Genomic DNA, 21,028 nt, shown 5'->3' on the forward strand with positions numbered 1-21,028 from the left:
AACGTCTCCCTGCTCCGGATTTGACGATCAGGCGCCGGAGCCGCCCTGTTCCTTGAGATGGCGGCGATCGGATTGGGCTTCAACCTCGAGCGCCGCCGCCATCTCGCGAATCTTCTTGGATTGCGCGCCCACGATAATCTCCCGACACGTCAGCAAGATTACAGAGATGAAGAATGGCGCCAGATAATACAGCACGCGAAACAGCAGCATGCCGGCCAGCAGCTCTTCCTTGTCCATCTGCCACAGGCCGACCAGCATGGCGGCGTCGAACACGCCGAGCCCGCCCGGCGAATGGCTGGCGAAGCCGAGCAGCGTCGCCGACACGAAAATGACCGCCACCACGACGAAGCCGAGATTGGGCTCTTCCGGCACCAGCATATACATGGCCAGCGCGCAGAAGCCGAGATCGACGATGCCGATGACGATCTGCAGCAGGGTCAGCGGGCCGCCGGGCAGCTCCACCGACCAGTGACCACGGCCGACGCAGCGCGGTTTGACCCACACCCAGGCAACGTAGCCGGCGAGCCCCGCCAGAATGCCGAACGCCACGATCCGGTTGAGCCATGGCGGCAGATGGTCGATCGCCGATGCCGCTTCCGGATGATAGGCGATGCCCATGCCGAGCACCGCGGCGTTGCCGAGCCAGAAGGTGAGGCCGGCCAGAAAGCAGATCTTGGCGACGTCGATGGCGTTGAGGCCCCATGCCGAATAGATGCGATAGCGCACCGCGCCGCCGGTGAAGACGCTGGCGCCGACATTGTGGCCGATGGAATAGCTGGCGAAGGCCGCCAGCGCATTGACGCGGTAGGGCACGTCGCGGCGCCCGATCGCCCGAACCGCAAACCAGTCGTAGAAGGTCAGGGTGAAATAGCCGGCCGCCACCGACAACGCCGCCAGCCCGATCAGCCGCGGCTCGGTCGCCATCATGGCCTCGTAGACCTTGTGGCCGTCGATGTTGCGCAACTTATGGTAGAGCATGTAACAGGCGAACGCGATGACCGCGACACTGATCAGCACACCGAGTTTGCGCAGGATTTGCTTCTCGCGCAGAAACGAGACCGCCCTGCGTATTGCTTCCAGCATCTCAACCTCGAATGCGATTTGACGACCAGGGGCAGTCAGCAGCCTCGGCGTCACCGCCGTCTCGTGTCTCCAGGGTCATCGCCGGATGACCGCGAAGACAATCTCGTAGCGTGTTTTACGAAAAAGAGGAATTCGGCGGAGGTGAATAAAAGAGTCGCAGCGTCAATATATTAGCTCGCGTCCAACAAACCAGAGGCGCAATTTTCCGGCACCGCTGCGGCAAAATGACAGCATTGCGGTGACCGCGCAGACCACAATGCCGCATTGGCGAGCGCAAAGGCCGCTACACCGCTGCCTGACGCTGGAAAAACAGCAGATCCAGCTCCGGCGCCGCGCCGGTGAGCCCGCTCAGCAGCGCGTGGACCTGGCCGCGATGATGGGTCTGGTGGTTGAACCAGTGCGCCAGCGCGGGAGCCAGTCTGCTGTACGAATGCCTCCGGCGAGGACACCCGGCGATAGCTGATGGTTCCGGCGATGCGTTGCGCGTCCAGCCCGTCCACATAGGCTTTGATGCGGACGTCTTCGGCCTGCCGTGCGGCCCGCAGTTCCGCGAAGCTGTCATAGAGGATGGCGTCGAGCCGGTCGGGCACCTCGCCCTCGCCGGTAAACCGCTTCATCCAGATCCGGTCGGTGGCCAGCAGATGGTTGAGCGTGCCATGCACCGACTTGAAGAACGCGCCGCGGTCGGCGCGGTATTGTTCGGCGCTGAGTGCCGCTGCGGCGTCGTAGACCCGCTCATTGGCCCAGGCATTGTAATGGCCGAACATGCGGTAATGGGCGGTCAGCGACATCGCGTCACTCAGCTCCGCCGTCATCACACGACCTTGGCCGGTCGCGACACCACCCAGTCGCGCAGCTTTGAGCCGATGGCACAGCCCACCAGGTAGAAGGCGAACAGCGCCAGGCCGAGATCGAGCCAGTAGCCGAACCGGCCGGGCAGTAGTTTCGCCAGCGACACGCCGATCAGCACCACCGTCAGCGCCGCCAGCTTCTGCGCCAGCGCCCGCGACACCGTCTTGCCGCGCCGAACCACCGCGATCCAGCCCATGCCGAGCCCGAGCAGGAACGCGCCGAGCAGCCAGCCCCACAGAAATGTTGCGAGATAGAGCATCGTTATGGCCTCACCACGAATTCGATCCGCCGATTCTGCGCCTTGCCCTCATCGGTGTCATTGGAGGCGATGGGCAGCGCGCTGCCATAGCCGACCGCGGTGAAGCGATCCGCCGGCAAGCCGGCCTTGACCAGATAATCCGCCACCGCCTGAGCACGCTTTTCCGACAGCTCCTGATTGAACTCCTCGGCGCCGCTGCGGTCGGTGTGCCCGACGATTTCCACATTGGTGGAGGGACAGCGCATCGCCGTCTCGACCAGGCGATCGAGCAGGCCGGCCGAATCCGCGTTAATCGAGGCGCTCGAACTTTCGAAGCGGATCCGCCCCTTTGTCAGGTTCTGCGCGAACAACTGCTGGCAGACGGTGGCATCCACCGGCGCGGCCGCCGGCTTGACCGAGATTTCCGGCTTGCTGGTCCAGCCCAACGGCAACTCGCGGGTCAGGCCGGCGCGGATCTGCCCGGCCGCCGCCTCATAGAGCGCATCGCCCGACAGCTTGATTTCGCGGTCGGACACCACCAGCGTGCCGGTCGACAGCCGCGACAGCGCACCCAGCGCCGACGTCACCGCCGCGGTGAATCCGGACGGCGCGCCGATGCTGGCCTTAAGGTTGTCGACGATTTTTTCGTTGGGAAACTTGCGGCCGGCCGCCGCCGCCAGCGCGGCATGGGCATTGTTGTCCGGCACGTAGCCGCTCAGGGTCAGGGTTACGGCCACCGGGTCCTTGTTGGCCTGGAAGATATAGGGCGGCGCCTTGACCTCGTTGCTGGCTACGACAAAACCCTCGGGCAGGTTCTTCAGCGCCGCAGCGATGGCTTCGCGGCCGCCGAGGTCGCGGGCCATGCCGGACAGGCTGACGCCGATGTCGGAGAGAACGATCTTGCCCTCCTTCAGCTTGGACATCTGATCGACCAGCAGCAGGGCCGCGGCATCGAAGCGCGCAGGCGCGCCGCGTGCCATGCCCATGCGGTCGGAAACTTCGGTGCCGTTCAGCGCTGCCCGCGCCGCTTCCAGGATGCGCGCCTTGCTGGCCGGCAGCGGCGCCGTGCCCCACAGCGTCACCCGGACATTGTCGCGTTCGGCGACCCAGACGAACGGCTTGGCCTCGGCGACCAGCCGGGTCTCGTCATTGACCAGTCGGACCCCGGGCGCGGCCTCCACCGAGGCGACCGCGCTGCGCCGGCCTTCCTCGGAAAACGCCTGGGCCGCGAAGCTGACGTCACGACCGGCTACCGAAATGCGGGTCTTGTCGAGTACAGTGTTCTTCAGGGCCTGATTGCTACGGGCGGCGAGGTCAGCTTCCAACGGCTGGGTTGAGTTCCAGCCCGCAAGCGCCCAAAGCAGGGCAAGGGGAATGATTCCAGGCCACCATTTGTTGCTCCACCTGTAAAATCCGTGCATTCGACGTCCTGCGGGGTCTGGAAACAAAGTGAAAACAAACCCTTGCGGGACTGTCAAACTGGAAATGGCGCCTTGGCCAATGCCCGGGCGGTATCCAGGGATAACGGTTTCTTCAATCGTTTCTGATTGTGTCGACCTTAGATAGAATCGTTACCAGGTTACCGATGAAGCCTTTTCGCCATCAGATGATCCGCGCCGGCCTGGGAGCGCTTTACTTCAGCGGCGCTCACTATGCGCTGCAGCCGATCTTCGGTGGCGTCGGCGCCATCTTCATGTTGCATCATGTCCGCCCGCTCAGCGGCAATCCGTTCCGGCCCAATCACCATCTCGAAGTCACCCCGGAGTTCTTGCGCGAAACCCTCGCCCACGTTCGCGCCCGCGGCATCGATATCATCACCCTGGACGAGATGCACCAGCGGCTGACGGAGCGGAATTTCGGCCGTCGCTTTGCCTGCTTTACCTGCGACGATGGCTACCGCGACAACCGCGATTTCGCGCTGCCGGTGATGCGCGAGTTCGAGGCACCGCTCACCGTCTATGCAACCAGCGATTTCGCCGCAGGCCGCGGCAGGCTGTGGTGGGTCGCACTGGAAATGGTGCTGGCGAGTGCCGATCGCGTCGAGGTCGAACGCGACGGCGCCATCCAGATCCTCGACACCAGCACGCTGCAGGGCAAGGCCACCGCCTTCTGCGACCTGCAGACGCGCATGCGGACGCTGCCGACCGAGGCCGACGTACGCCGCGAGATGACCGCGCTTTGCGGGCGCCACGGCATCGACGAAGCCGCCATCAGCCGCGATCTCTGCCTGTCGTGGGACGAGTTGAGGGCGTTCGCCGCCGATCCGCTGGTGACGATCGGCGCCCACAGCGTCAGCCACTGCAATCTCGCCAAGCAGAGCGAGGCCGGGGCTGCCGAGGAAATGGCATCGAGCCGCGCGCGGATCGAAGCCGAGTTGCAGCGCCCGGTGCGTCACCTCGCTTATCCCTATGGCGACGGCGACGCCGCCGGCCCGCGCGAATATGAGCTGGCCCAGGCCGCCGGCTACACCACCGCGGTGACCACCCGCAAGGGCATGATCTTTCCGGACCATGCCGGCCACCTGATGGCGCTGCCGCGGGTCTCGCTGAACGGCCACTACCAGAACAAGCACGTCCTGCCGCTGCTGACCTCCGGCGCCGCCACCGCCATGTGGAACGGTTTCCGCCGTTTCGCCGCGGCGTAGCCCACTCCGCCCTTCCTTGACTCGCCTGACGGGCAGCAGCAAACCTTCGGCCAACAAACCGGAGGCAACATGTTCAAGGATCTGTTTTCGCTGCAGGGGCGCGTGGCGCTGGTGACCGGCGGCTCGCGCGGCATCGGCCGAATGATCGCGGCCGGCTTTCTCAACCAGGGCGCCGCAAAGGTCTACATCACCGCGCGCAAGGCCGGGCCGTGCGAGGCCACCGCACAGGAGCTGACCGGGCAATATGCCGGCGAATGCATCGCCCTGCCGATCGACATCTCCACCATGGCGGGCATCGAGATGCTCGCGGCAGAGATCAGCAAGCGCGAACCGAAACTCGACATCCTCGTCAACAATGCCGGCGCCGCCTGGGGCGCCGACTTCGACGAATTCCCCGAGAGCGGCTGGGACAAGGTGATGAACCTCAATCTCAAGACGCCGTTCTTCCTGACCAAGGCGCTGGCTGGCCCGCTGCGCGCCGCCGCCTCCGCCGAGCGGCCGGCCAAGGTCATCAACATCGCCTCGATCGACGGCATCTTCGTCAATCCGATGGAGACCTATTCCTACGCCGCCAGCAAATCCGGCCTGATCCACCTGACGCGGCGGATGGCGGTGAAGCTGATCAAGGACCATGTGGTGGTCTCGGCCATCGCCCCGGGTCCGTTTCAGTCCGACATTAACAAGGCGGCGCGCGACAATGCCGATGAAGTGGCGACGCGAGTGCCGGCCGGCCGCATCGGCACCGACGAGGACATGGCGGGCACGGCGATCTACCTCGCCTCGCGCGCCGGCGACTATGTGGTCGGCGCCACCATCGCCGTGGACGGCGGCATCGTCTACGCCAATCCCGGCATCAAGGGCGACGGCTGGGACTGATCCGACAGCCGCAGGCGTTCCTTGATGCAGCACGGTCCGACTTCGCCCAAAAATGAGGCGAATACGGACCGAAGCTGACTGCGCGACATTGCGACATGCGTTCTAATCGCTTGAAATTGAACATATTTAGACGATATCGGGAGACTTCCGTATTGTACACAATGGCATGAGCCTTGCTTCGCTGAGTCCGTGATCTTGATGACCCGAAGGACTGCGCAATGACAGACTCGCTGCTTACGACGACGGTCGCTGCCGAGCCGGGCCCCATCGACGTGAACTGGGGGGCGACAGCACTGCTGATCATCGACATGCAGCGCGACTTCATGGAGCCGGGCGGATTTGGCGAGACGCTCGGCAACGATGTGGCACTGCTGGCACGCGCGGTTTCACCGATCGCCGCAGTGCTGAAGGCGGCGCGCGAGACCGGCATGATGGTCGTGCATACCCGCGAAGGCCACCTGCCCGACCTTTCCGATGCGCCGCCGGCAAAAATCCAGCGCGGCGCGCCGAGCTTGCGGATCGGCGACCCCGGACCGATGGGGCGCATCCTCATTCGCGGCGAGGCCGGCCACGACATCATCCCCGAACTGTACCCGGTCGAGGGCGAGATCGTCATCGACAAGCCCGGCAAGGGCGCGTTCTACGCCACCACGCTCGGCGCCGACCTCAAGGCGCGCGATATCGATACGCTGCTGGTGTGCGGCGTCACCACCGAGGTCTGCGTCAACACCACGGTGCGCGAAGCCAACGACCGCGGCTATCGCTGCATCGTGCTGGCCGACGGCTGCGCGTCGTACTTTCCTGAATTTCACGAGATGGGACTGCAGATGATCAAGGCCCAGGGCGGCATCTTCGGCTGGGTCAGCGACTCCGCGCGCGTCCTTCAAGCGATGACGACCATGCCGGAGCCGTCCGGCAACGCAGCAACGGGAGCATGACGATGAGCGCGATCACCGAAACCATCGCCGAGATCGTCGCCGCGCATCGCGCCGGCACCGTAACGCCCGCGCAGACGGTCGCCCGCACCTTTCAGCGCATCCGCGATCACAACGATCCCGCCATCTTCATCAGCCTGCGCGTTGAGGCCGAAGCGATCGCCGAAGCCGAAGCGCTGTCAGCTAAGGACGCGTCGACGCTCCCGCTGTACGGCGTGCCGGTGGCAGTGAAGGACAATATCGATGTGGCCGGCCTGCCGACCACCGCCGCCTGCCCGGCCTTCGCCTATACGCCGACCCGCGACGCCAGCGCCGTGGCGCGGCTGCGCGCCGCCGGCGCCATCGTCATCGGCAAGACCAATCTCGACCAGTTCGCGACGGGTCTCGTCGGCGTGCGCTCGCCCTACGGCATTCCGAAGAACGCGGTGCGCGACGACCTGGTGCCGGGCGGCTCGAGCTCCGGCTCCGCGGTTGCCGTCTCCGCAGGGCTGGTGCCGTTCTCGCTCGGCACCGATACCGCCGGCTCCGGCCGGGTGCCGGCGATGCTCAACAACATCGTCGGCCTCAAGCCAAGCCTCGGCCTGGTGCCTACCGCCGGCGTGGTGCCGGCATGCCGGACGCTGGACTGCGTGTCGATCTTCGCGCTGACCGTCGATGACGCGATGACGGCGCTCGACATAATGGGCGGCTACGATCCGCAGGACTCGTTTTCACGCCCGCGCGAGGTCGGCGCACTGACAGAATTTCCCAAGGCGCTGCGGCTGGGCGTGCCGCGCAACGGCCAGCTGATCTTCTTCGGCGATACGGTATCCGAGAAAGCCTATGGCGACGCGCTGAAGCGATGGACGTCGCTCGGCGCCACGCTGGTCGAGTTCGACATCGAGCCGTTCTATGAAACCGCGCGGCTGCTTTATGACGGGCCATGGGTGGCCGAACGCCTGCTGGTGATCCGCGACCTGCTGGCCTCGGCGCCCGACGCTATTCATCCGGTGACGCGCGAGATCACCATCGCCGGCGCGTGGCAGAGCGCGACGGACACCTTCGCCGCGTTGTACAAGCTGCAGGACCTCAAGCGCTCCGCCGAGACGGCGTTCGCGGAGATCGACGCGCTGGTGCTGCCGACCGCGCCGACCGCCTACACCACGGCCCAGGTGCTGGCCAATCCGATCGAGCTCAACTCAAGGCTCGGCACCTACACCAACTTCGTCAATCTGCTCGACCTGTGCGGGCTCGCTCTGCCATCGGCGATGCGGGCCGACGGCATTCCGTTCGGCATCACCCTGCTGGCGCCGGCCGGGCACGACGCGGATCTCGCCAGCATCGGCCGGGTGTTTCATGCCGATACCGGACTCACCATGGGCGCCAGCAAGCTGCCGCAGCCGCCGCTGGCGGCACTGCCCGCTGCATTGCGCGGCGACGAGATCGCCATCGCCGTGGTCGGCGCGCACCTATCCGGCATGGCGCTGAATGGTGAACTGACGTCGCGCCGCGGCCGCCTGCTCAAGGCGACCGCCACCGCGCCGGACTACAATTTCTATGCGCTCGACGGCACCACGCCGGCCAAGCCCGGGTTACTGCGGGTCGCGGCCGGCACCGGTTCGGCGATCGCCGTGGAAATCTGGGCGCTGACGGCGGCGGCGTTCGGCGAATTCGTCGCCGCGATTCCATCGCCAATGGCAATCGGCACGCTGCAGCTCGCGGATGGCACCAGCGTGAAGGGATTCCTCGCCGAGCCCGCAGCGCTGCAAGGCGCCCGCGACATCTCCGGCTTCGGCGGCTGGCGGGCTTATGCGGCAGAGGGTGCGGGGAAGTAGGTCTCGTGTCCCGGACGCGGTGCGGCATTCTTATGCCGCTCCGCAGATCCGGGATCCCGGTTCTCCCGTCCGGCGAAGCGGGGCCCCGGATCTGCGGCGCACCACGCCGCTATGCGGCGCAGTGCACCGCGTCCGGGGAACACGAGAAGGCCCTACACCGACACCGCGTAAAGCTCATACTCGCCGCGCACCAGTTCGATATGCGCGCGCATGGCATTCGCCGCACCGATGCGGTCGCCGCGCATGATCGCGACGACGACGCGGTCGTGCTCCATCTGCGACTTCGCTAAACGCCCGAGATTGCGGAACTGGGCGCGGCGGAACGGCTGCACGCGGACCCGCGTCGCCAGTGTGATTTCGGCGATGTAGTCGTTCTGCGCGCCGGCATAGATGGCGTTGTGGAAGCGTTCGTTGACCTCGTGGAAACGATCCGGATTGCCGTCGTAGCTTAGCACCCGCAATTCCTCGTGGATCGCTTCCAGCGCATGGCGCTGCAGCGGCGGCATCCGTTCGGCGGCAAAGCCGGCGCACATGGCCTCCAGTTCGGCCATCGCCTCGAACATGCCGGTCAGCCGCTCCAGCGACGGCCGCGCCACCACGGCGCCGCGATGGGCGCGGGAGTCCACCAGACCGCTGGCGCCGAGCTGGCGCAGCGCCTCGCGCACCGGGGTCCGCGACACGTTGAAGCGTTCGGCAATGTCGGTCTCATCGAGCGCGGCGCCCGGCGCCAGCACGCCGCGGACGATCTCGTCGGCCAGTTGCAGACGCAGTTCCTCGGCGCGGGTGATCTTGACCGGAGTTGCATTGACGCGACCGATCGCGGCCACACCGGCCTTCAGGCGCGGCTTGCGCGCTCCCGGCAGTGCCGCCATGTCGTCGAAACTCATGAATGTCTCACGCCTTGCTGCCCTGCGACTCGTCGATAATGCTGACATGGGCGGCGACGATCCGCCAGCCTTCCGGGAAGCGGATCCAGGTCTGCATCTGCCGGCCGACCTTGCCGGGCGCGCTGTCGCGGTAGAACAGGGTCGAAGCCACCGCGGTGTCGCGGCCATAGGACGAGATCACCGTCCTATCGGTGCGGCGCATCAATCCGACCGGGGAGCGGGCGCCGCGAAACGCCTGGATGGCGTCGTAGCCGTAGAGGTTCTCGTCGATGCCGTAGCGCAGGGTGCGGGGATCGTTGCGGAACAATTCGCCGAGTACCGCAGTGTCGTTGCTGACGAGCGCCGCTTCATAGCGCGCGAACGCAGCGCCGACCTCGGCCAGCACGTCGGGAAGATCGATATCCATGGTCAGAATCCTTTGGGGCGTGGGGCTGCGGCGACGCCGGCCTGTTGCAGCGCGTAAGCGACGCGCAATGCGATGTCTTCCCGCCACGGGGCGGCGATGATCTGGACACCGATCGGCATCGGTTCCAGCGGCACCGGGACCGCGACGACCGGCAGGCCTATGAAGGAGATCGGCTGGGTGTGGATGCCGATATTGGCGCGCACCGGCAGCTCGACGCCGTCGAGCACGAAGGTTTGCTGGCCCAGCTTCGGCGCCACGCAGGGCGTCGACGGCGCGATGATCACGTCGACGTCCTTGAACAGTTCGAGGACGCGGGCGCGGTACCAGCGGCGGAATTTTTGCGCGCGGTCGACCAAAGGCGCCGGCACCATGGCGCCGGCCAGCAGCCGGTCGCGCACCGCGGGATCGAAATCGTTCGGCCGCATGCGCAGCCGGTCGAGATGCAGCGAGGCGCCCTCAACAGTGGAGATCACGTAAGCCGCCGAACGGGCACGCGCCACCTCCTGCAATTCGACCTCGCGGGTGACGCCGAGCGCCTTGGCGACGCGGGCCACAGCTTCCTTCGCTTCCGGAAACAGGTTGGCCCTGAAGTAGCCGCCCGCCAGCGCGATCCGGAGGCCGCCGATGTCCTGCGCCAGCAGCGAACTCACCGGTTCGATATCGCGCGTCGAGCAGGCGGCGTCCTCCGCGTCCGGCCCCTGCATGGCATCGTAGGACAAAGCGAGATCTTCAACCGTGCGCGCGAACGGGCCGAGATGGTCGAAGCTGGCGACGAAGGGAAACGAGTGCGCCCGCGACAGGCGGCCATAGGTCGGCTTGAGGCCGAAGATGCCGCAGAACGACGACGGCACCCGGATCGAGCCGTTGGTGTCCGAGCCCAGCGCCAGCGGCACCAGACCGCCGCCCACCGCGCCGCCGGAGCCGCCCGACGAGCCGCCGGTCATCCGCGTGATGTCATGGGGATTGCGCGAGGCGCCGTCATGGACATTCTCGCCGGTGAAGTCATAGGCGTATTCGCCCATGTTGAGTCCGCCGACCAGCACGGCACCGGCGGCTTCCATGCGCTCGACGAGCGTGGCATCGCGGGTGGAGACCGGCCGGTCGCGGTTGATCTTCGAGCCGGCGCGGGTCGGCAGGCCCGCGAGGTCGAACAGATTCTTCACCGCGAACGGCACGCCGGCCAGCCGGCCGACAGTGTCGCCGGCGGCGATGGCGGCATCGACCGCACGGGCCTTGGCGCGGGCGCGCTCGGCAGTGACGTCGGTGAACGCGTTGAGCACCGGATCGTGCACGGCGATCCGCGCCAGCGCCGCCTCGGTCACCGCGAGCGCAGTGATCCTCTTCGCCGCCACCGCTCTAGCGATGTCGGCTGCGGGCAGCCATTCGCCATCGGCCATGATTGCGGGATCAGGCTGCAAAGACACTGGCGGGCTCGATTTCATCGGGAAGGGAAAATTCGTCGACCATGCGCGCCATCTTCAGCGTAACGGCGAGATTGGCGCACACGGCAGGCTTCCAGGACTCTTCGATCGGCAATCCCAGAGCGGACGCCACGGCGTCGATATAGTCGTCAAGCGGTTCGGCCACGATGGTCCTTCTTCCGTTGCGCTTCAGTGAACCGGCAGCGGCGGATGCGGGATCGCCGACAGCAGCTCTCTTGTATAGTCGTCCTTCGGTGCGTCGAGCACGGCCTCGGTCTGGCCCTGCTCGACGATTCGCCCGGACCGCATCACGATGACACGATCGCACAACAAGCGCACCACATTCAAATCGTGCGACACGAACAGATAGCTCATCCCCATGGACTGCTTGAGGTCCTGCAGCAGGTTCAGCACCACCGCCTGCACGGAAACGTCGAGCGCCGCGGTGGGCTCGTCGAGGATCACCAGTTTCGGTTGTAGCGCGATAGCTCGGGCGATGCCGACGCGAGCCTTCTGGCCGCCGGACATCTGATGCGGAAAGCGATCCAGCAGATCCAGCGGCAGCCCGACCTGGCGCGCCAGATCCTCGCACTTCGCCCGCAGCGCGTCGCCGCCCTTGATATCGCCGAGCTGCATGATCGGATCGGCGATGGCCCGCGCCGCAGTGAAGCGCGGGTTGAGGCTGTCGGTGGGATCCTGAAACACCATCTGGATGTTTTTGCGCAACGGAAGACGGGCGAAGGCATTGGGCGGGATCGCGCCGATATCATCGCCGTCGAAGGTGATGGTGCCCGACGACTTGTCGATCAGCCGCATCACCATCATCGATGTCGTCGACTTGCCGCAGCCGGACTCGCCGACCAGACCCACGCTCTCGCCGTGGCCGACCGTGAAGCTGATGCCGTCGACGGCGCGAAAATGATCCGGCTCGGCCGCGGGTTTTCGCGAAAACAATTTTGCGAGGCTCGCTGTAGCGCCCTGGCGAGGGTATTCCTTGACGAGATTGTCGATGACGAGGAGGGGCTGGGACACGGCCGGAGTGTCCCCTCCCCCTTGTGGGGGAGGGTCAGGGAGAGGGGTGCCGCGGGCGACGGCGTTTGTGGCTCCCCCTCTCCCGGAGCCTCGCTACGCGAGGCTCCGACCTCTCCCCGCTGGGGAGAGGTGAAGGAAGCAAGGGGAGAGCTGAACACCGGCATCGCCGCGCGCTCTTCCGGCGGCAGCAGATCGCGCAACGAAATCCCCAGCCGCGGCGTCGCCTGCATCAGTTTCTTCGTGTAGGGGTGCTGCGGATTGGCAAAAATGTCCGCCGACAAAGCGGTCTCCACCACCCTGCCCTTCTCCATCACCACGACGCGGTCGCAATAGGCGGCGGCGAGGCCGAGGTCGTGGGTGATCAGGATGGTCGACATGCCGCGGCTTTTGGTCAGTTCGACGATCAGGTCCATCACCGCCTTCTGCGTGGTGACGTCGAGGCCGGTGGTCGGCTCGTCGGCGATCAGCAGTTGCGGATTGCAGGCCAGTGCCAGCGCGATCACCACGCGCTGGCACATGCCGCCCGACAGTTCGAACGGATAGGCGTGATAGCGCTCGCGGGGACGCGCGATCTTCACCGCCTCCAGCGCCGCGATGGCCTTCTCGCCGCGGTCGCCGGCTGCCGACTGAAGGTGCTGACGCAGCACGTCCTCGATCTGGTCGCCGACCTTGCGGATCGGGTTCAGCGCCGCGCGCGGGTTCTGGAAGATCATCGAGATCTCTCGCCCGCGCAGGTCGCGCATCTGGCTCTCGGTCGCGCCCTTGATGTCGACGCCGGAGAACATCACCGAGCCCTCGGCGATGGAGCCGGCGCGATCGAGGATCCGCATCACCGCATAGGAGGTGACCGACTTGCCGGAGCCGGACTCGCCGACGATGCCCAGCGTCTCGCCCTTGGCGACGGAGATGTTGACGTGCTGCACCGCCTTGACGATGCCGCGCCGGGTGGCGAATTCGACGGTGAGGTCATGGACATCGAGCAGGGGCCGGGCGGTCATGAGCAAAACTCCGTCTCGTTTCCCGGACGCGCTGCAGCACGCAGCGCCGCAGGCGCGCAGTGATGCTGCGCAGATCCGGGATCGCGCCAGGCGTTGATCGACGATCCAAATGGGTCCCGGTTCTGCAGCGCACGACGTCGCTTCGCTCCGTACTGCGCTGCGCCCGGGACACGAGAGTGGAGCTGTGTTGCCATCCTCACGTCCTCCGGGAGGGATCGACGATATCGCGCAGACCGTCGCCGAGCAGGTTGAAGCAGAACACCGCGATCATCAGCGCCAGGCCGGGAAACAAGGCGATCCACCATTCGCCGGACACCATGAACGAGGCGCCCTCGGCGACCATGATGCCCCATTCCGCCGTGGGCGGCCGCACGCCGAGGCCGATGAAGGACAGGCCGGCGGCGTTGAGGATGGCGTAGCCCATGGTCAGCGACATCTGCACGATCATGATCGGCATGATGTTCGGCAGGATATGCACCAGGAGGATGCGCATCTCACTGTTACCGGACAGCCGCGCCGCCTGCACGAAGCCGGCGTCGCGGCGGACGTTGGCCTCGGCGCGGGCGACGCGGGCATAGAGCGGGAAGTTCACGATGGCGGTGGCGATGATGATGTTCTGCACGGTGTTGCCGAGTGCGGCGACGATGCCCATGGCCAGCACGAACAGCGGAAACGCCATGATGGTGTCGCTGATGCGGCCGACGATGCGGTCGGTCCAGCCGCCGAAATAGCCGGACGCGATGCCGGCGAGGCCGCCCATGGCGAACACCAGCAGCACCGAGGCGATGGCGATGAAGAAGTCCAGCCTTGTTGCCACAATCACGCGGCTGAAAATGTCGCGGCCAAGCTGGTCGGTGCCGAACCAGTGCGCCACCGACGGCGGCTTCAGCGCCTGCGCGGTGTCGGAGGCCAGCGGATCCCAGGGCACGATGGCCGGACCGAACACTGCGGCGAACACGATCAGCACCAGCAGTCCGAATGCGAAGGCGGTGACGCGGTTTTCGCCGAGGATATAGCACGTGTGCTGGAACGTAGCCGCCAGCGCCGAAGTACGCGCGGCGGCGGGTTCGTTGAGAGGAGCGACGGTGCTGCTCATGGTCTCACCCTTCCATCCTGACGCGGGGATCGATGACGCCGTAGAGAATGTCGATGATCAGGTTGATCAGCACGTACATCACCGCCATCGTGAGCACGAAGCCCTGCACGGGGGCGAAGTCCGAGGAGATCAGCGCTTCCACGGCATAGGAGCCGATGCCCGGCCAGGCGAACACCTTTTCGACCAGCACATTGGCGCCGAGCAAAAATGAAAACGTCATCGACAGCGTGGTGATGACCGGCAGCATGGCGTTGCGGAACGCATAGGTGACGATCACCGCGCGTGGCGAAAGGCCTGACGCGCGCGCGGTACGCACGAAATCCGACGACAGGACCGCCAGCATCGAGGCGCGGGTCATGCGCGCGATCGGCGCCAGCGAGAAGATCGCCAATGTGGCGGTCGGCAGGATCAACTGGTTGAAGGAGGAGCGGAACGCCTCCCAGTCGCGCGCGAGCAGGCTGTCGATCAGGTAGAAGTTGGTGACCGACGGCGGCGTGGTGGCGAACACGTCGAGCCGTCCCAGGGGCGCCGGAGACCAGCCGAGCCGGAAGTAGAACACATAGACCAGCACCAGCCCGGTGAAGAACACCGGCAGCGACACGCCGGCGCTGGTGGTGATGCGACAGAGATGATCGATCCACGAGCCCGGCCGCGTGGCCGCGAGAATGCCGAGCGGAATGGCGATGACGACGGAGACGATCAGGCCGAGCAGCGTGAGTTCGGCGGAGGCCGGCAGGCGGTTGCGGATTTCGGTGGCGACCGGCTGGCCGGTGGTGAGCGAATTGCCGAAGTCGCCGCGGGCAAGGTCGGCGGTATAGCGGAAGAACTGCTCGATCAGCGGCTTGTCGAGGCCGAGCTTCTTGCGGATTTCCTCCACGGCGTTCTTGTCCGCCGAGGGACCGGCGAAGTACGCCGCCGGATCACCGGGCAATGCGCGGGTGAGAAGAAACGTCACGATGACCACGCCGATCAGCGAGGGGATCGCGAACATCAGGCGCTTGGCGATCAGGGTCAGCATGATGATGGCCCCATGTTGTGGGAGGCACGCGCAGCGAAGCGCGGAGAGCCCCCTCCCCCTTGTGGGGGAGGGCTGGGGAGAGGGGGAGCAAAAGGCGCCGGCGTTCGTGGCTTACCCCTCTCCCGGCGCTACGCGCCACCCTCCCCCACAAGGGGGGAGGGGAAACCGAGAGGCCGGAGCTAACCACGGCTTCCATCGCCGTTACGCCTTCACCAACGCGCGGTAATCCAGCCGGCGGTGGAACCAGTATTGATAGCCACTGATATTCTTCTGCATCGCGACGTTGACGTAGGGCTGGTACAGCGGGATGCGCGGCATGTCGGTGAAGGCGAGATCGACGAAGCCCTTGACGTCGGCGTCATAGGCCGCCTTGTCGCCTGACGCCGCCGCGGCGCGAGCGCCGTTGATCAACTTGTCCATCTCCGGCGACTTGTAGCTCATGGTGTTGAACACCGAATTGTCGCCGTGATAGCACCAGTAGAAGAAGTATTCGGGGTAATCGAGCCAGCCGGAAAACACGTTGGTGTAGAGCGGCATTTCCTTCTTGTTCAGCTCGGTGCGCCAGTTGGCGCCGGGGATCTTGTTGATGGTGGTCCTGATGCCGATCTGGCCAAGGCTTTCCTGGACCAGCACGCAGAGCGGCTCGTTGACCACGGCAAAGCCGAGATCGAACGAGATCGTGGTTTCGAAGCCGTTGGGATAGCCGGCCTCGGCGAGCAGCGCCTTGGCCTTGGCGATGTCGGTATTGTACTTGTGCGGCTGCGGCCACGCGACTTCGGTGGGCTTGTCGGCAGACGCGCCGAACATCGGGTTGGCGAGACCGAACAGCACCGCGTCGATGATCTTCTGGTAGGGGATCGCATAGGCGACAGCCTGGCGCACCTTGGGATTGTCGAACGGCGCCTTGGTCACGTTCATGCCGATGTACTGGATGCCGTTGGAGAACGGCAGCGACACCACGTCGAGTTTGCCGTTGGCCTTGATCTCCTGGAAGTCCTTGTAGGGCAGCTCATAGGACATGTCGGCATCGCCGCGTTCCAGCAGCGCACGGCGGTTCCCGGCCTGCGGCACCATGCGCCAGATCACGCGCTTGATCTTGGGTAGCGGGCCGCACACCCAGTCGTCGTTGCGCTCCATGATCACTTCGGTGCCGGCGGTCCACTTGGTGACCTTGTAGGCGCCGCCGGCGGCGGTCTGCATCTTGGTGTATTCGAGACCCCACGGATCCTTCTCGCTGGCGTTCTTCTTCACCAGCTCGGAATTGATCACGCAGGGCACGATCACAGCGAGATCGGGAATCGTCAGCCGGTCCTTGGTGGCGAAGTCGACGCGCACGGTGTGATCGTCGACGATGACGAACTGCTCCGGCTTCTTCAGCGAGCCGGCGCTCATCTGGAAGGTCGGAAAGCCGCCAACGCTGACCGCGCGGTCCAGCGACCACTTGACGTCCTTCGCCGTCACCGGCGTGCCGTCGTGAAATTTGGCGTTCTTGCGCAGCTTGAAGGTCGCCGACATGTCGCCGACCTGCATGTCCTCGGCGAGTTCCGGCTTGAACTTGTCGCGGTCGTAGTAAGGCACGCCGCCGGGGCCGGCCTTCATCTCGTGGCCGATCAGCCGGTCGTAGCAATTCCACGACACCTCGTAGCCCGGCACGTTGGTGCCGACGCCGTGAATGTCGAGATTGTTCGGGCCGCTCTCGGAGACGATCAGCAGGGTTTCGGACCGGGCATCCGCACGGGCGGCAGAGAAGATCGCAGGGCTGGAGACGGCGGCCGTGGCGGCCACGCCGGTGACAGACTTGAGGAAATCGCGGCGCTTCATCGGCAGGCTCCAAGGCACAGGGGTCAAAGGGCGTTGGAACCTGACTTCGCAAGGTTTGTGCCAGAATTTAACAAAATCTTGATTTTCGCTTAAGGCACTGTCCTGCAGACAGAAATCCGATTTTCTGTGGCCGACACCGGCGGCGACCACGCCGCTCATTGCATACAAAGATCATGCATTGATAATAAAATAGGCAGTTGATGTTGGCCGGTCACTCGGTGGGCAGGCCTTCTTTCGCCGCGATGACGGTAGATTAGAGGGCTTCAAGCAGCATGACCGGATCTTGAATTGCCGCGCATTATGGCGTGACCTTACAAAGGCCATCGCCGACACCGCACATACCGCACCATTCCCGGCTCGACGCCGCCCCTGAGCACCGCTCCACAGCAGGTCAGATCGCCGATGAAGATGTCCGACCGCAGCCCGCTTCGTTTTTACGGTACCGGCGCGACGCTCGCGGCGCTGCTGCTTTCGCCGCAAGCCGCCCTTGCCACCACCATCGACGCCCAACTGCCGCGCAACCTGTCGCCGTGGGGCATGTTCATGGCCGCCGACCTTGTCGTGAAGGCGGTGATGGTCGGCCTGGCCTTCGCCTCGCTGGTGACCTGGACGGTGTGGCTGGCCAAGGCCATCGAGCTGCAGCGCGAAAGCTCCAGGGCCCGGCGCCGGCTCGCGCTGCTGGAAAGCGACACCACGCTGGCGCAGATGGAGCGCGACAGCCTTGAGGCCAGGGATGCCGTGGCGCGGCTGATCCACAGCGCGGCGCGCGAGACCAGCCTGTCCGGCGGGCTGTTCGACGACGGCTTCAAGGAGCGCATCGCGCTGCGGCTGGAACGCGTCGAGGCCGCCATGGCGCGACGCATCGGCCGCGGCACCGGCGTGCTGGCCACCATTGGCGCCACCGCGCCTTTCGTCGGCCTGTTCGGCACCGTGTGGGGCATCATGAACGCCTTCATCGGCATTTCCGAAGCCCACACCACCAACCTCGCAGTGGTGGCGCCGGGCATCGCCGAAGCCCTGCTGGCCACCGCCATGGGCCTGATCGCCGCGATCCCGGCGGTGGTGATCTACAATCGGCTGGTGCGCGGCATTGCCGGCTATCGCGCCTTGCTTGGCGACGCCTCGGCGCAGGTGATGCTGCTGATCAGCCGCGACGCCAGCCGCCGCGGCCTGTCGCTGGCGCGGGCGGCGGAGTAGCGATCATGGGCGCAAGACTCGGCGGATCGCGCGGGGGCGACGACCTCGAGGTGCAGCACGAGATCAACGTCACGCCGTTCATCGACGTGATGCTGGTGCTGCTGATCATCTTCATGGTGGCGGCCCCCTTGGCCACCGTCGACCTCGGCGTCGACCTGCCCGCCTCCGCGGTGGAGCCGCAGCCGCGCCCGGACAAGCCGGTGTTCGTCACGGTAAAGCCCGACCTGACCATGGCGGTCGGCGAAGAGACGATCGCGCGCGACGCGCTGAGTGCCACGCTCGATACCGCATCGAAAGGCAACAAGGACGAACGCATCTTCCTGCGCGCCGACAAGGCGGTCAGCTACGGCGACCTGATGGAGGTGATGAACCTGCTGCGCAATGCCGGCTATCTCAAGGTCGCGCTGGTCGGCCTCGACGGACGCAGCTGACCGTGAACGCCTTCGCGCTGCACGCCCCGACCGACAACAGCGGCCTACGCTGGACAGTGTCGGCCGCGGTGATCCTGGCGCTGCATGCCGGCCTGATCGCCGCCGGGATGGCGTGGTACCGCGAGCAGCCGCCGACCGGCACCGAAATGCCGACCATCATGATCGACATGGCGCCGGCGTCCGCCGCGCCCGAGGCCCAGCCGATGGACGTGGCGCCCGGCCCGGAGATGCAGCAGGCCGACGAGCCGACTCCGCCGACGACGCCCGAACCGATGGCGCAGCCGCCGGTGGAGGAACAGATCGCGCCGACGCCGCCGGTGGAAAAGCCGGTGGTCGAGGCGCCGCCCGAACAGAAGGCCGAGCCCGTACCGCCGCCCGAGCCGGTCCCGGAGCCCGCCAAGGTTGCGCCCGAACCGCCGAAGGTGAAACCGGAGCCGATCAAGCCGAAGCCGGTCCGCACCGAAGTGAAGAAGAAGCCGAGCGACACCCCGCCGGCGCCGCGCACGTCCGCCGCGCCGCGCGCCGAACGGGTCGGCCGCGCGGCAGCGGCGGCAACGGCCGGCGCCGCGGCAGCCGCGGCGGCGCTCCCGTCTTACCGCGATCGCCTCGCCGCGCACCTGCAGCGCTACAAGCAATATCCGGAGAGCGCCAAATCCGCGGGCCGGCAGGGCACCGCCATGCTCAGCTTCACCGTCAGCCGCAGCGGCCAGGTGCTGGGCAGCCGGCTGGCCGGCTCGTCGGGGGTGCCCGAACTCGACGCCGAGACCATGGCGATGATCCGCCGCGCGCAGCCGCTGCCGGCGTTCCCGCCGGAAATGACCCAGGCGTCGCTGAGCTTTACGGTGCCGGTGCGGTTTTCGATCCGGTAGTTGTTGGCGCTGCGACGGCTGTCGAACGTCGCGCTACTGGTCCGGATTGGCGCGCTCGAACTGACGCAGCAGCCGGTTGCCGCGATCGACGGCCGCATCGAGCGCGGCCTGCGCCGACTTCTTGCCGCTGAAGGCCAGTTCGAGTTCGTCCTCGATGGCGTCGCGGACCAGCACGAAGGAGCCCAATCGCACCCCGCGCGAATTGTCGGTCGGCGGCTTCAGGGTCACCTGCTCGATGGAAATCGCAGTGCCCGGATTGCGGTCGTAGAAACCCTGCGCGCGGGTCAACTCATAGGCCGCGCGGGTGATCGGCAGATAGCCCGTGTTCTGATGCCACGCCGCCTGGATCTCCGGCTTCGACAAGTAGGCGAAGAATTTGGCGACGCCCTTGTATTCGTCGCGTGGCCGATCGCGCAGCACCCACAGCGTGGCGCCGCCGATGATCGAATTCTGCGGCGCAGCAGGAACGTCGGGCCAGTAGGGCAGCATGCCGTAGCCGACCTCGAACCGCGCATTGGCCAGGATATCGGCGCGGGTCCCCGATGAGCCCAGGAAGATCGCACATTCACCGTGCTGGAACCGCGGTTCGGCCACGACGTTGCGGCCGCTGTAGTCGAATATGCGGGTCTTCTGCCAGTCCGCGAGCTGCGCGATGTGGCGCACCATCAGCGGATTGTTGAAGGTCAGCACCGCATCGAGCCCGCCGCGGCCATTGGATTTCGTCGCCATCGGCACGTCGTGATAGGCCGAGAAGTTCTCGACGTTGATCCATGACGGCCACGAGGTGGTGAAGCCGCAAGGCGCGCCGGCAGCGCGCAACCGCTTCGCCGCCGCGCCGAGCTCCGGCCAGGTTTTCGGCGGCGCGTTGGGATCGAGGCCGGCGGCGCGGAACAGATCCTTGTTGTAGTACAGGATCGGCGTCGAGGCATTGAACGGGAACGACAGCATGTTGCCGGCCATATCGGCATAGTAGCCGGTGATCGCCGGCAGGAAGGCCGCCGCCACGAACGGCTCTGCCTGATCGCGCATCAGCTCATGGACCGGATAGAGCGCGCCCTTGGCCGCCATCATGGTGGCCGTCGCGATCTCGTTGACCTGGACGATGGCCGGCTGGCTACGCGAGCGGAAGGCAAAGATCGCAGCGCTCACGGTTTCGGTGTAGTTGCCCTTGTAGACCGGCACCACGCGGAATTCGGCCTGCGACGCGTTGAAATCGGTGGCGAGTTTCTCCGGCTGCCGTCCGAGCTGGCCGGACATGGCGTGCCACCACTGGATCTCGGTGGCCGCTTGCACGGGGGACACCAGCGCAAGTAAAGCCGCTGCCATCGCGATGGTGAGATGTTTGATCGCCGATCTCAGCATGTCTGCCCCGGCCCCACCGACCAATGATCCCGGTTTGAGGTCTTCGCT

The 21,028-nt window shown here is 66.0% G+C and carries 18 protein-coding genes and 2 pseudogenes; 7 read left to right on the forward strand and 13 right to left on the reverse strand.

Annotated features, from left to right (window positions below):
- Positions 1 to 27 precede the first annotated feature (27 nt).
- The 4 genes and pseudogenes from ACUXVA_RS04720 to ACUXVA_RS04735 all read right to left on the reverse strand — a co-directional run bounded on the left by ACUXVA_RS04720 (position 28) and on the right by ACUXVA_RS04735 (position 3,594).
- Complete coding sequence (locus tag ACUXVA_RS04720) at positions 28 to 1,083, reverse strand: lysylphosphatidylglycerol synthase domain-containing protein (RefSeq protein WP_265081311.1); 1,056 nt, start codon at positions 1,081 to 1,083, stop codon at positions 28 to 30.
- A 283-nt stretch (positions 1,084 to 1,366) separates the two neighbouring features.
- Positions 1,367 to 1,868, reverse strand: a pseudogene (locus ACUXVA_RS04725) (DinB family protein).
- A 29-nt stretch (positions 1,869 to 1,897) separates the two neighbouring features.
- Entirely contained in the window at positions 1,898 to 2,194 is a 297-nt protein-coding gene (locus tag ACUXVA_RS04730; RefSeq protein WP_265081310.1) for a hypothetical protein, read from the reverse strand.
- Between the two features lie 2 nt (positions 2,195 to 2,196).
- Positions 2,197 to 3,594 carry an OmpA family protein gene (locus ACUXVA_RS04735; RefSeq protein ID WP_445491069.1) on the reverse strand — a complete coding sequence of 466 codons (1,398 nt, stop codon included), beginning with the start codon at positions 3,592 to 3,594 and terminating at the stop codon, positions 2,197 to 2,199.
- A 164-nt stretch (positions 3,595 to 3,758) separates the two neighbouring features.
- Between ACUXVA_RS04735 and ACUXVA_RS04740 the strand changes: the two genes are divergently transcribed.
- From ACUXVA_RS04740 to atzF, 4 genes are all read left to right on the forward strand, one after another.
- Positions 3,759 to 4,817, forward strand: a complete 1,059-nt coding sequence (locus ACUXVA_RS04740; protein ID WP_445491071.1) for a polysaccharide deacetylase family protein — start codon at positions 3,759 to 3,761, stop codon at positions 4,815 to 4,817.
- Positions 4,818 to 4,886: 69 nt separating this feature from the next.
- Entirely contained in the window at positions 4,887 to 5,693 is an 807-nt protein-coding gene (locus ACUXVA_RS04745; RefSeq protein WP_265081307.1) for an SDR family oxidoreductase, read from the forward strand.
- Between the two features lie 218 nt (positions 5,694 to 5,911).
- On the forward strand, positions 5,912 to 6,631 hold the full coding sequence (locus ACUXVA_RS04750) for a cysteine hydrolase family protein (RefSeq protein ID WP_265081306.1): 720 nt from the start codon (positions 5,912 to 5,914) through the stop codon (positions 6,629 to 6,631).
- A gap of 2 nt (positions 6,632 to 6,633) precedes the next feature.
- The gene (atzF, locus tag ACUXVA_RS04755; protein ID WP_445491074.1) at positions 6,634 to 8,442 is read left to right on the forward strand and encodes an allophanate hydrolase; all 1,809 of its coding nucleotides are present in this window, start codon (positions 6,634 to 6,636) and stop codon (positions 8,440 to 8,442) included.
- A gap of 152 nt (positions 8,443 to 8,594) precedes the next feature.
- Here the strand turns inward: atzF and ACUXVA_RS04760 are convergent, their stop codons facing one another.
- The 8 genes and pseudogenes from ACUXVA_RS04760 to ACUXVA_RS04795 all read right to left on the reverse strand — a co-directional run bounded on the left by ACUXVA_RS04760 (position 8,595) and on the right by ACUXVA_RS04795 (position 17,121).
- The gene (locus tag ACUXVA_RS04760) at positions 8,595 to 9,329 is read right to left on the reverse strand and encodes a GntR family transcriptional regulator (RefSeq protein WP_413776428.1); all 735 of its coding nucleotides are present in this window, start codon (positions 9,327 to 9,329) and stop codon (positions 8,595 to 8,597) included.
- Positions 9,330 to 9,336: 7 nt separating this feature from the next.
- Positions 9,337 to 9,735, reverse strand: a complete 399-nt coding sequence (gene hpxZ / locus ACUXVA_RS04765; protein ID WP_265081303.1) for an oxalurate catabolism protein HpxZ — start codon at positions 9,733 to 9,735, stop codon at positions 9,337 to 9,339.
- 2 nt (positions 9,736 to 9,737) lie between these two features.
- Positions 9,738 to 11,132: an AtzE family amidohydrolase gene (locus tag ACUXVA_RS04770; RefSeq protein WP_265081302.1), complete on the reverse strand. Its 1,395-nt coding sequence runs from the start codon at positions 11,130 to 11,132 to the stop codon at positions 9,738 to 9,740.
- A gap of 10 nt (positions 11,133 to 11,142) precedes the next feature.
- Positions 11,143 to 11,322 carry a DUF4089 domain-containing protein gene (locus tag ACUXVA_RS04775; RefSeq protein ID WP_265081301.1) on the reverse strand — a complete coding sequence of 60 codons (180 nt, stop codon included), beginning with the start codon at positions 11,320 to 11,322 and terminating at the stop codon, positions 11,143 to 11,145.
- A 23-nt stretch (positions 11,323 to 11,345) separates the two neighbouring features.
- Positions 11,346 to 13,186 (reverse strand): annotated as a pseudogene (locus ACUXVA_RS04780) (dipeptide ABC transporter ATP-binding protein).
- Between the two features lie 196 nt (positions 13,187 to 13,382).
- Positions 13,383 to 14,282, reverse strand: a complete 900-nt coding sequence (locus tag ACUXVA_RS04785) for an ABC transporter permease (protein WP_265081300.1) — start codon at positions 14,280 to 14,282, stop codon at positions 13,383 to 13,385.
- 4 nt (positions 14,283 to 14,286) lie between these two features.
- Positions 14,287 to 15,300 (reverse strand): ABC transporter permease, encoded by a 1,014-nt coding sequence (locus ACUXVA_RS04790; RefSeq protein ID WP_265081299.1) that lies wholly within the window; start codon positions 15,298 to 15,300, stop codon positions 14,287 to 14,289.
- A gap of 201 nt (positions 15,301 to 15,501) precedes the next feature.
- Complete coding sequence (locus ACUXVA_RS04795) at positions 15,502 to 17,121, reverse strand: ABC transporter substrate-binding protein (protein ID WP_265081298.1); 1,620 nt, start codon at positions 17,119 to 17,121, stop codon at positions 15,502 to 15,504.
- 402 nt (positions 17,122 to 17,523) lie between these two features.
- On the opposite strand from ACUXVA_RS04795, the gene exbB reads away from it, so the two are divergent.
- The 3 genes from exbB to ACUXVA_RS04810 are packed head-to-tail and all read left to right on the forward strand — an operon-like array spanning position 17,524 to position 19,618.
- Positions 17,524 to 18,318 (forward strand): tonB-system energizer ExbB, encoded by a 795-nt coding sequence (gene exbB, locus ACUXVA_RS04800; RefSeq protein ID WP_445491078.1) that lies wholly within the window; start codon positions 17,524 to 17,526, stop codon positions 18,316 to 18,318.
- Positions 18,319 to 18,323: 5 nt separating this feature from the next.
- Positions 18,324 to 18,749: a TonB system transport protein ExbD gene (gene exbD, locus ACUXVA_RS04805; protein ID WP_265081297.1), complete on the forward strand. Its 426-nt coding sequence runs from the start codon at positions 18,324 to 18,326 to the stop codon at positions 18,747 to 18,749.
- Positions 18,750 to 18,751: 2 nt separating this feature from the next.
- The gene (locus tag ACUXVA_RS04810; RefSeq protein WP_265081296.1) at positions 18,752 to 19,618 is read left to right on the forward strand and encodes a TonB family protein; all 867 of its coding nucleotides are present in this window, start codon (positions 18,752 to 18,754) and stop codon (positions 19,616 to 19,618) included.
- Between the two features lie 33 nt (positions 19,619 to 19,651).
- On the opposite strand, the gene ugpB is transcribed toward ACUXVA_RS04810, so the two are convergent.
- Complete coding sequence (gene ugpB / locus ACUXVA_RS04815) at positions 19,652 to 20,980, reverse strand: sn-glycerol-3-phosphate ABC transporter substrate-binding protein UgpB (protein ID WP_445491081.1); 1,329 nt, start codon at positions 20,978 to 20,980, stop codon at positions 19,652 to 19,654.
- Positions 20,981 to 21,028: the final 48 nt, after the last annotated feature.

It is taken from the genome of Rhodopseudomonas sp. RCAM05734, assembly GCF_052658035.1.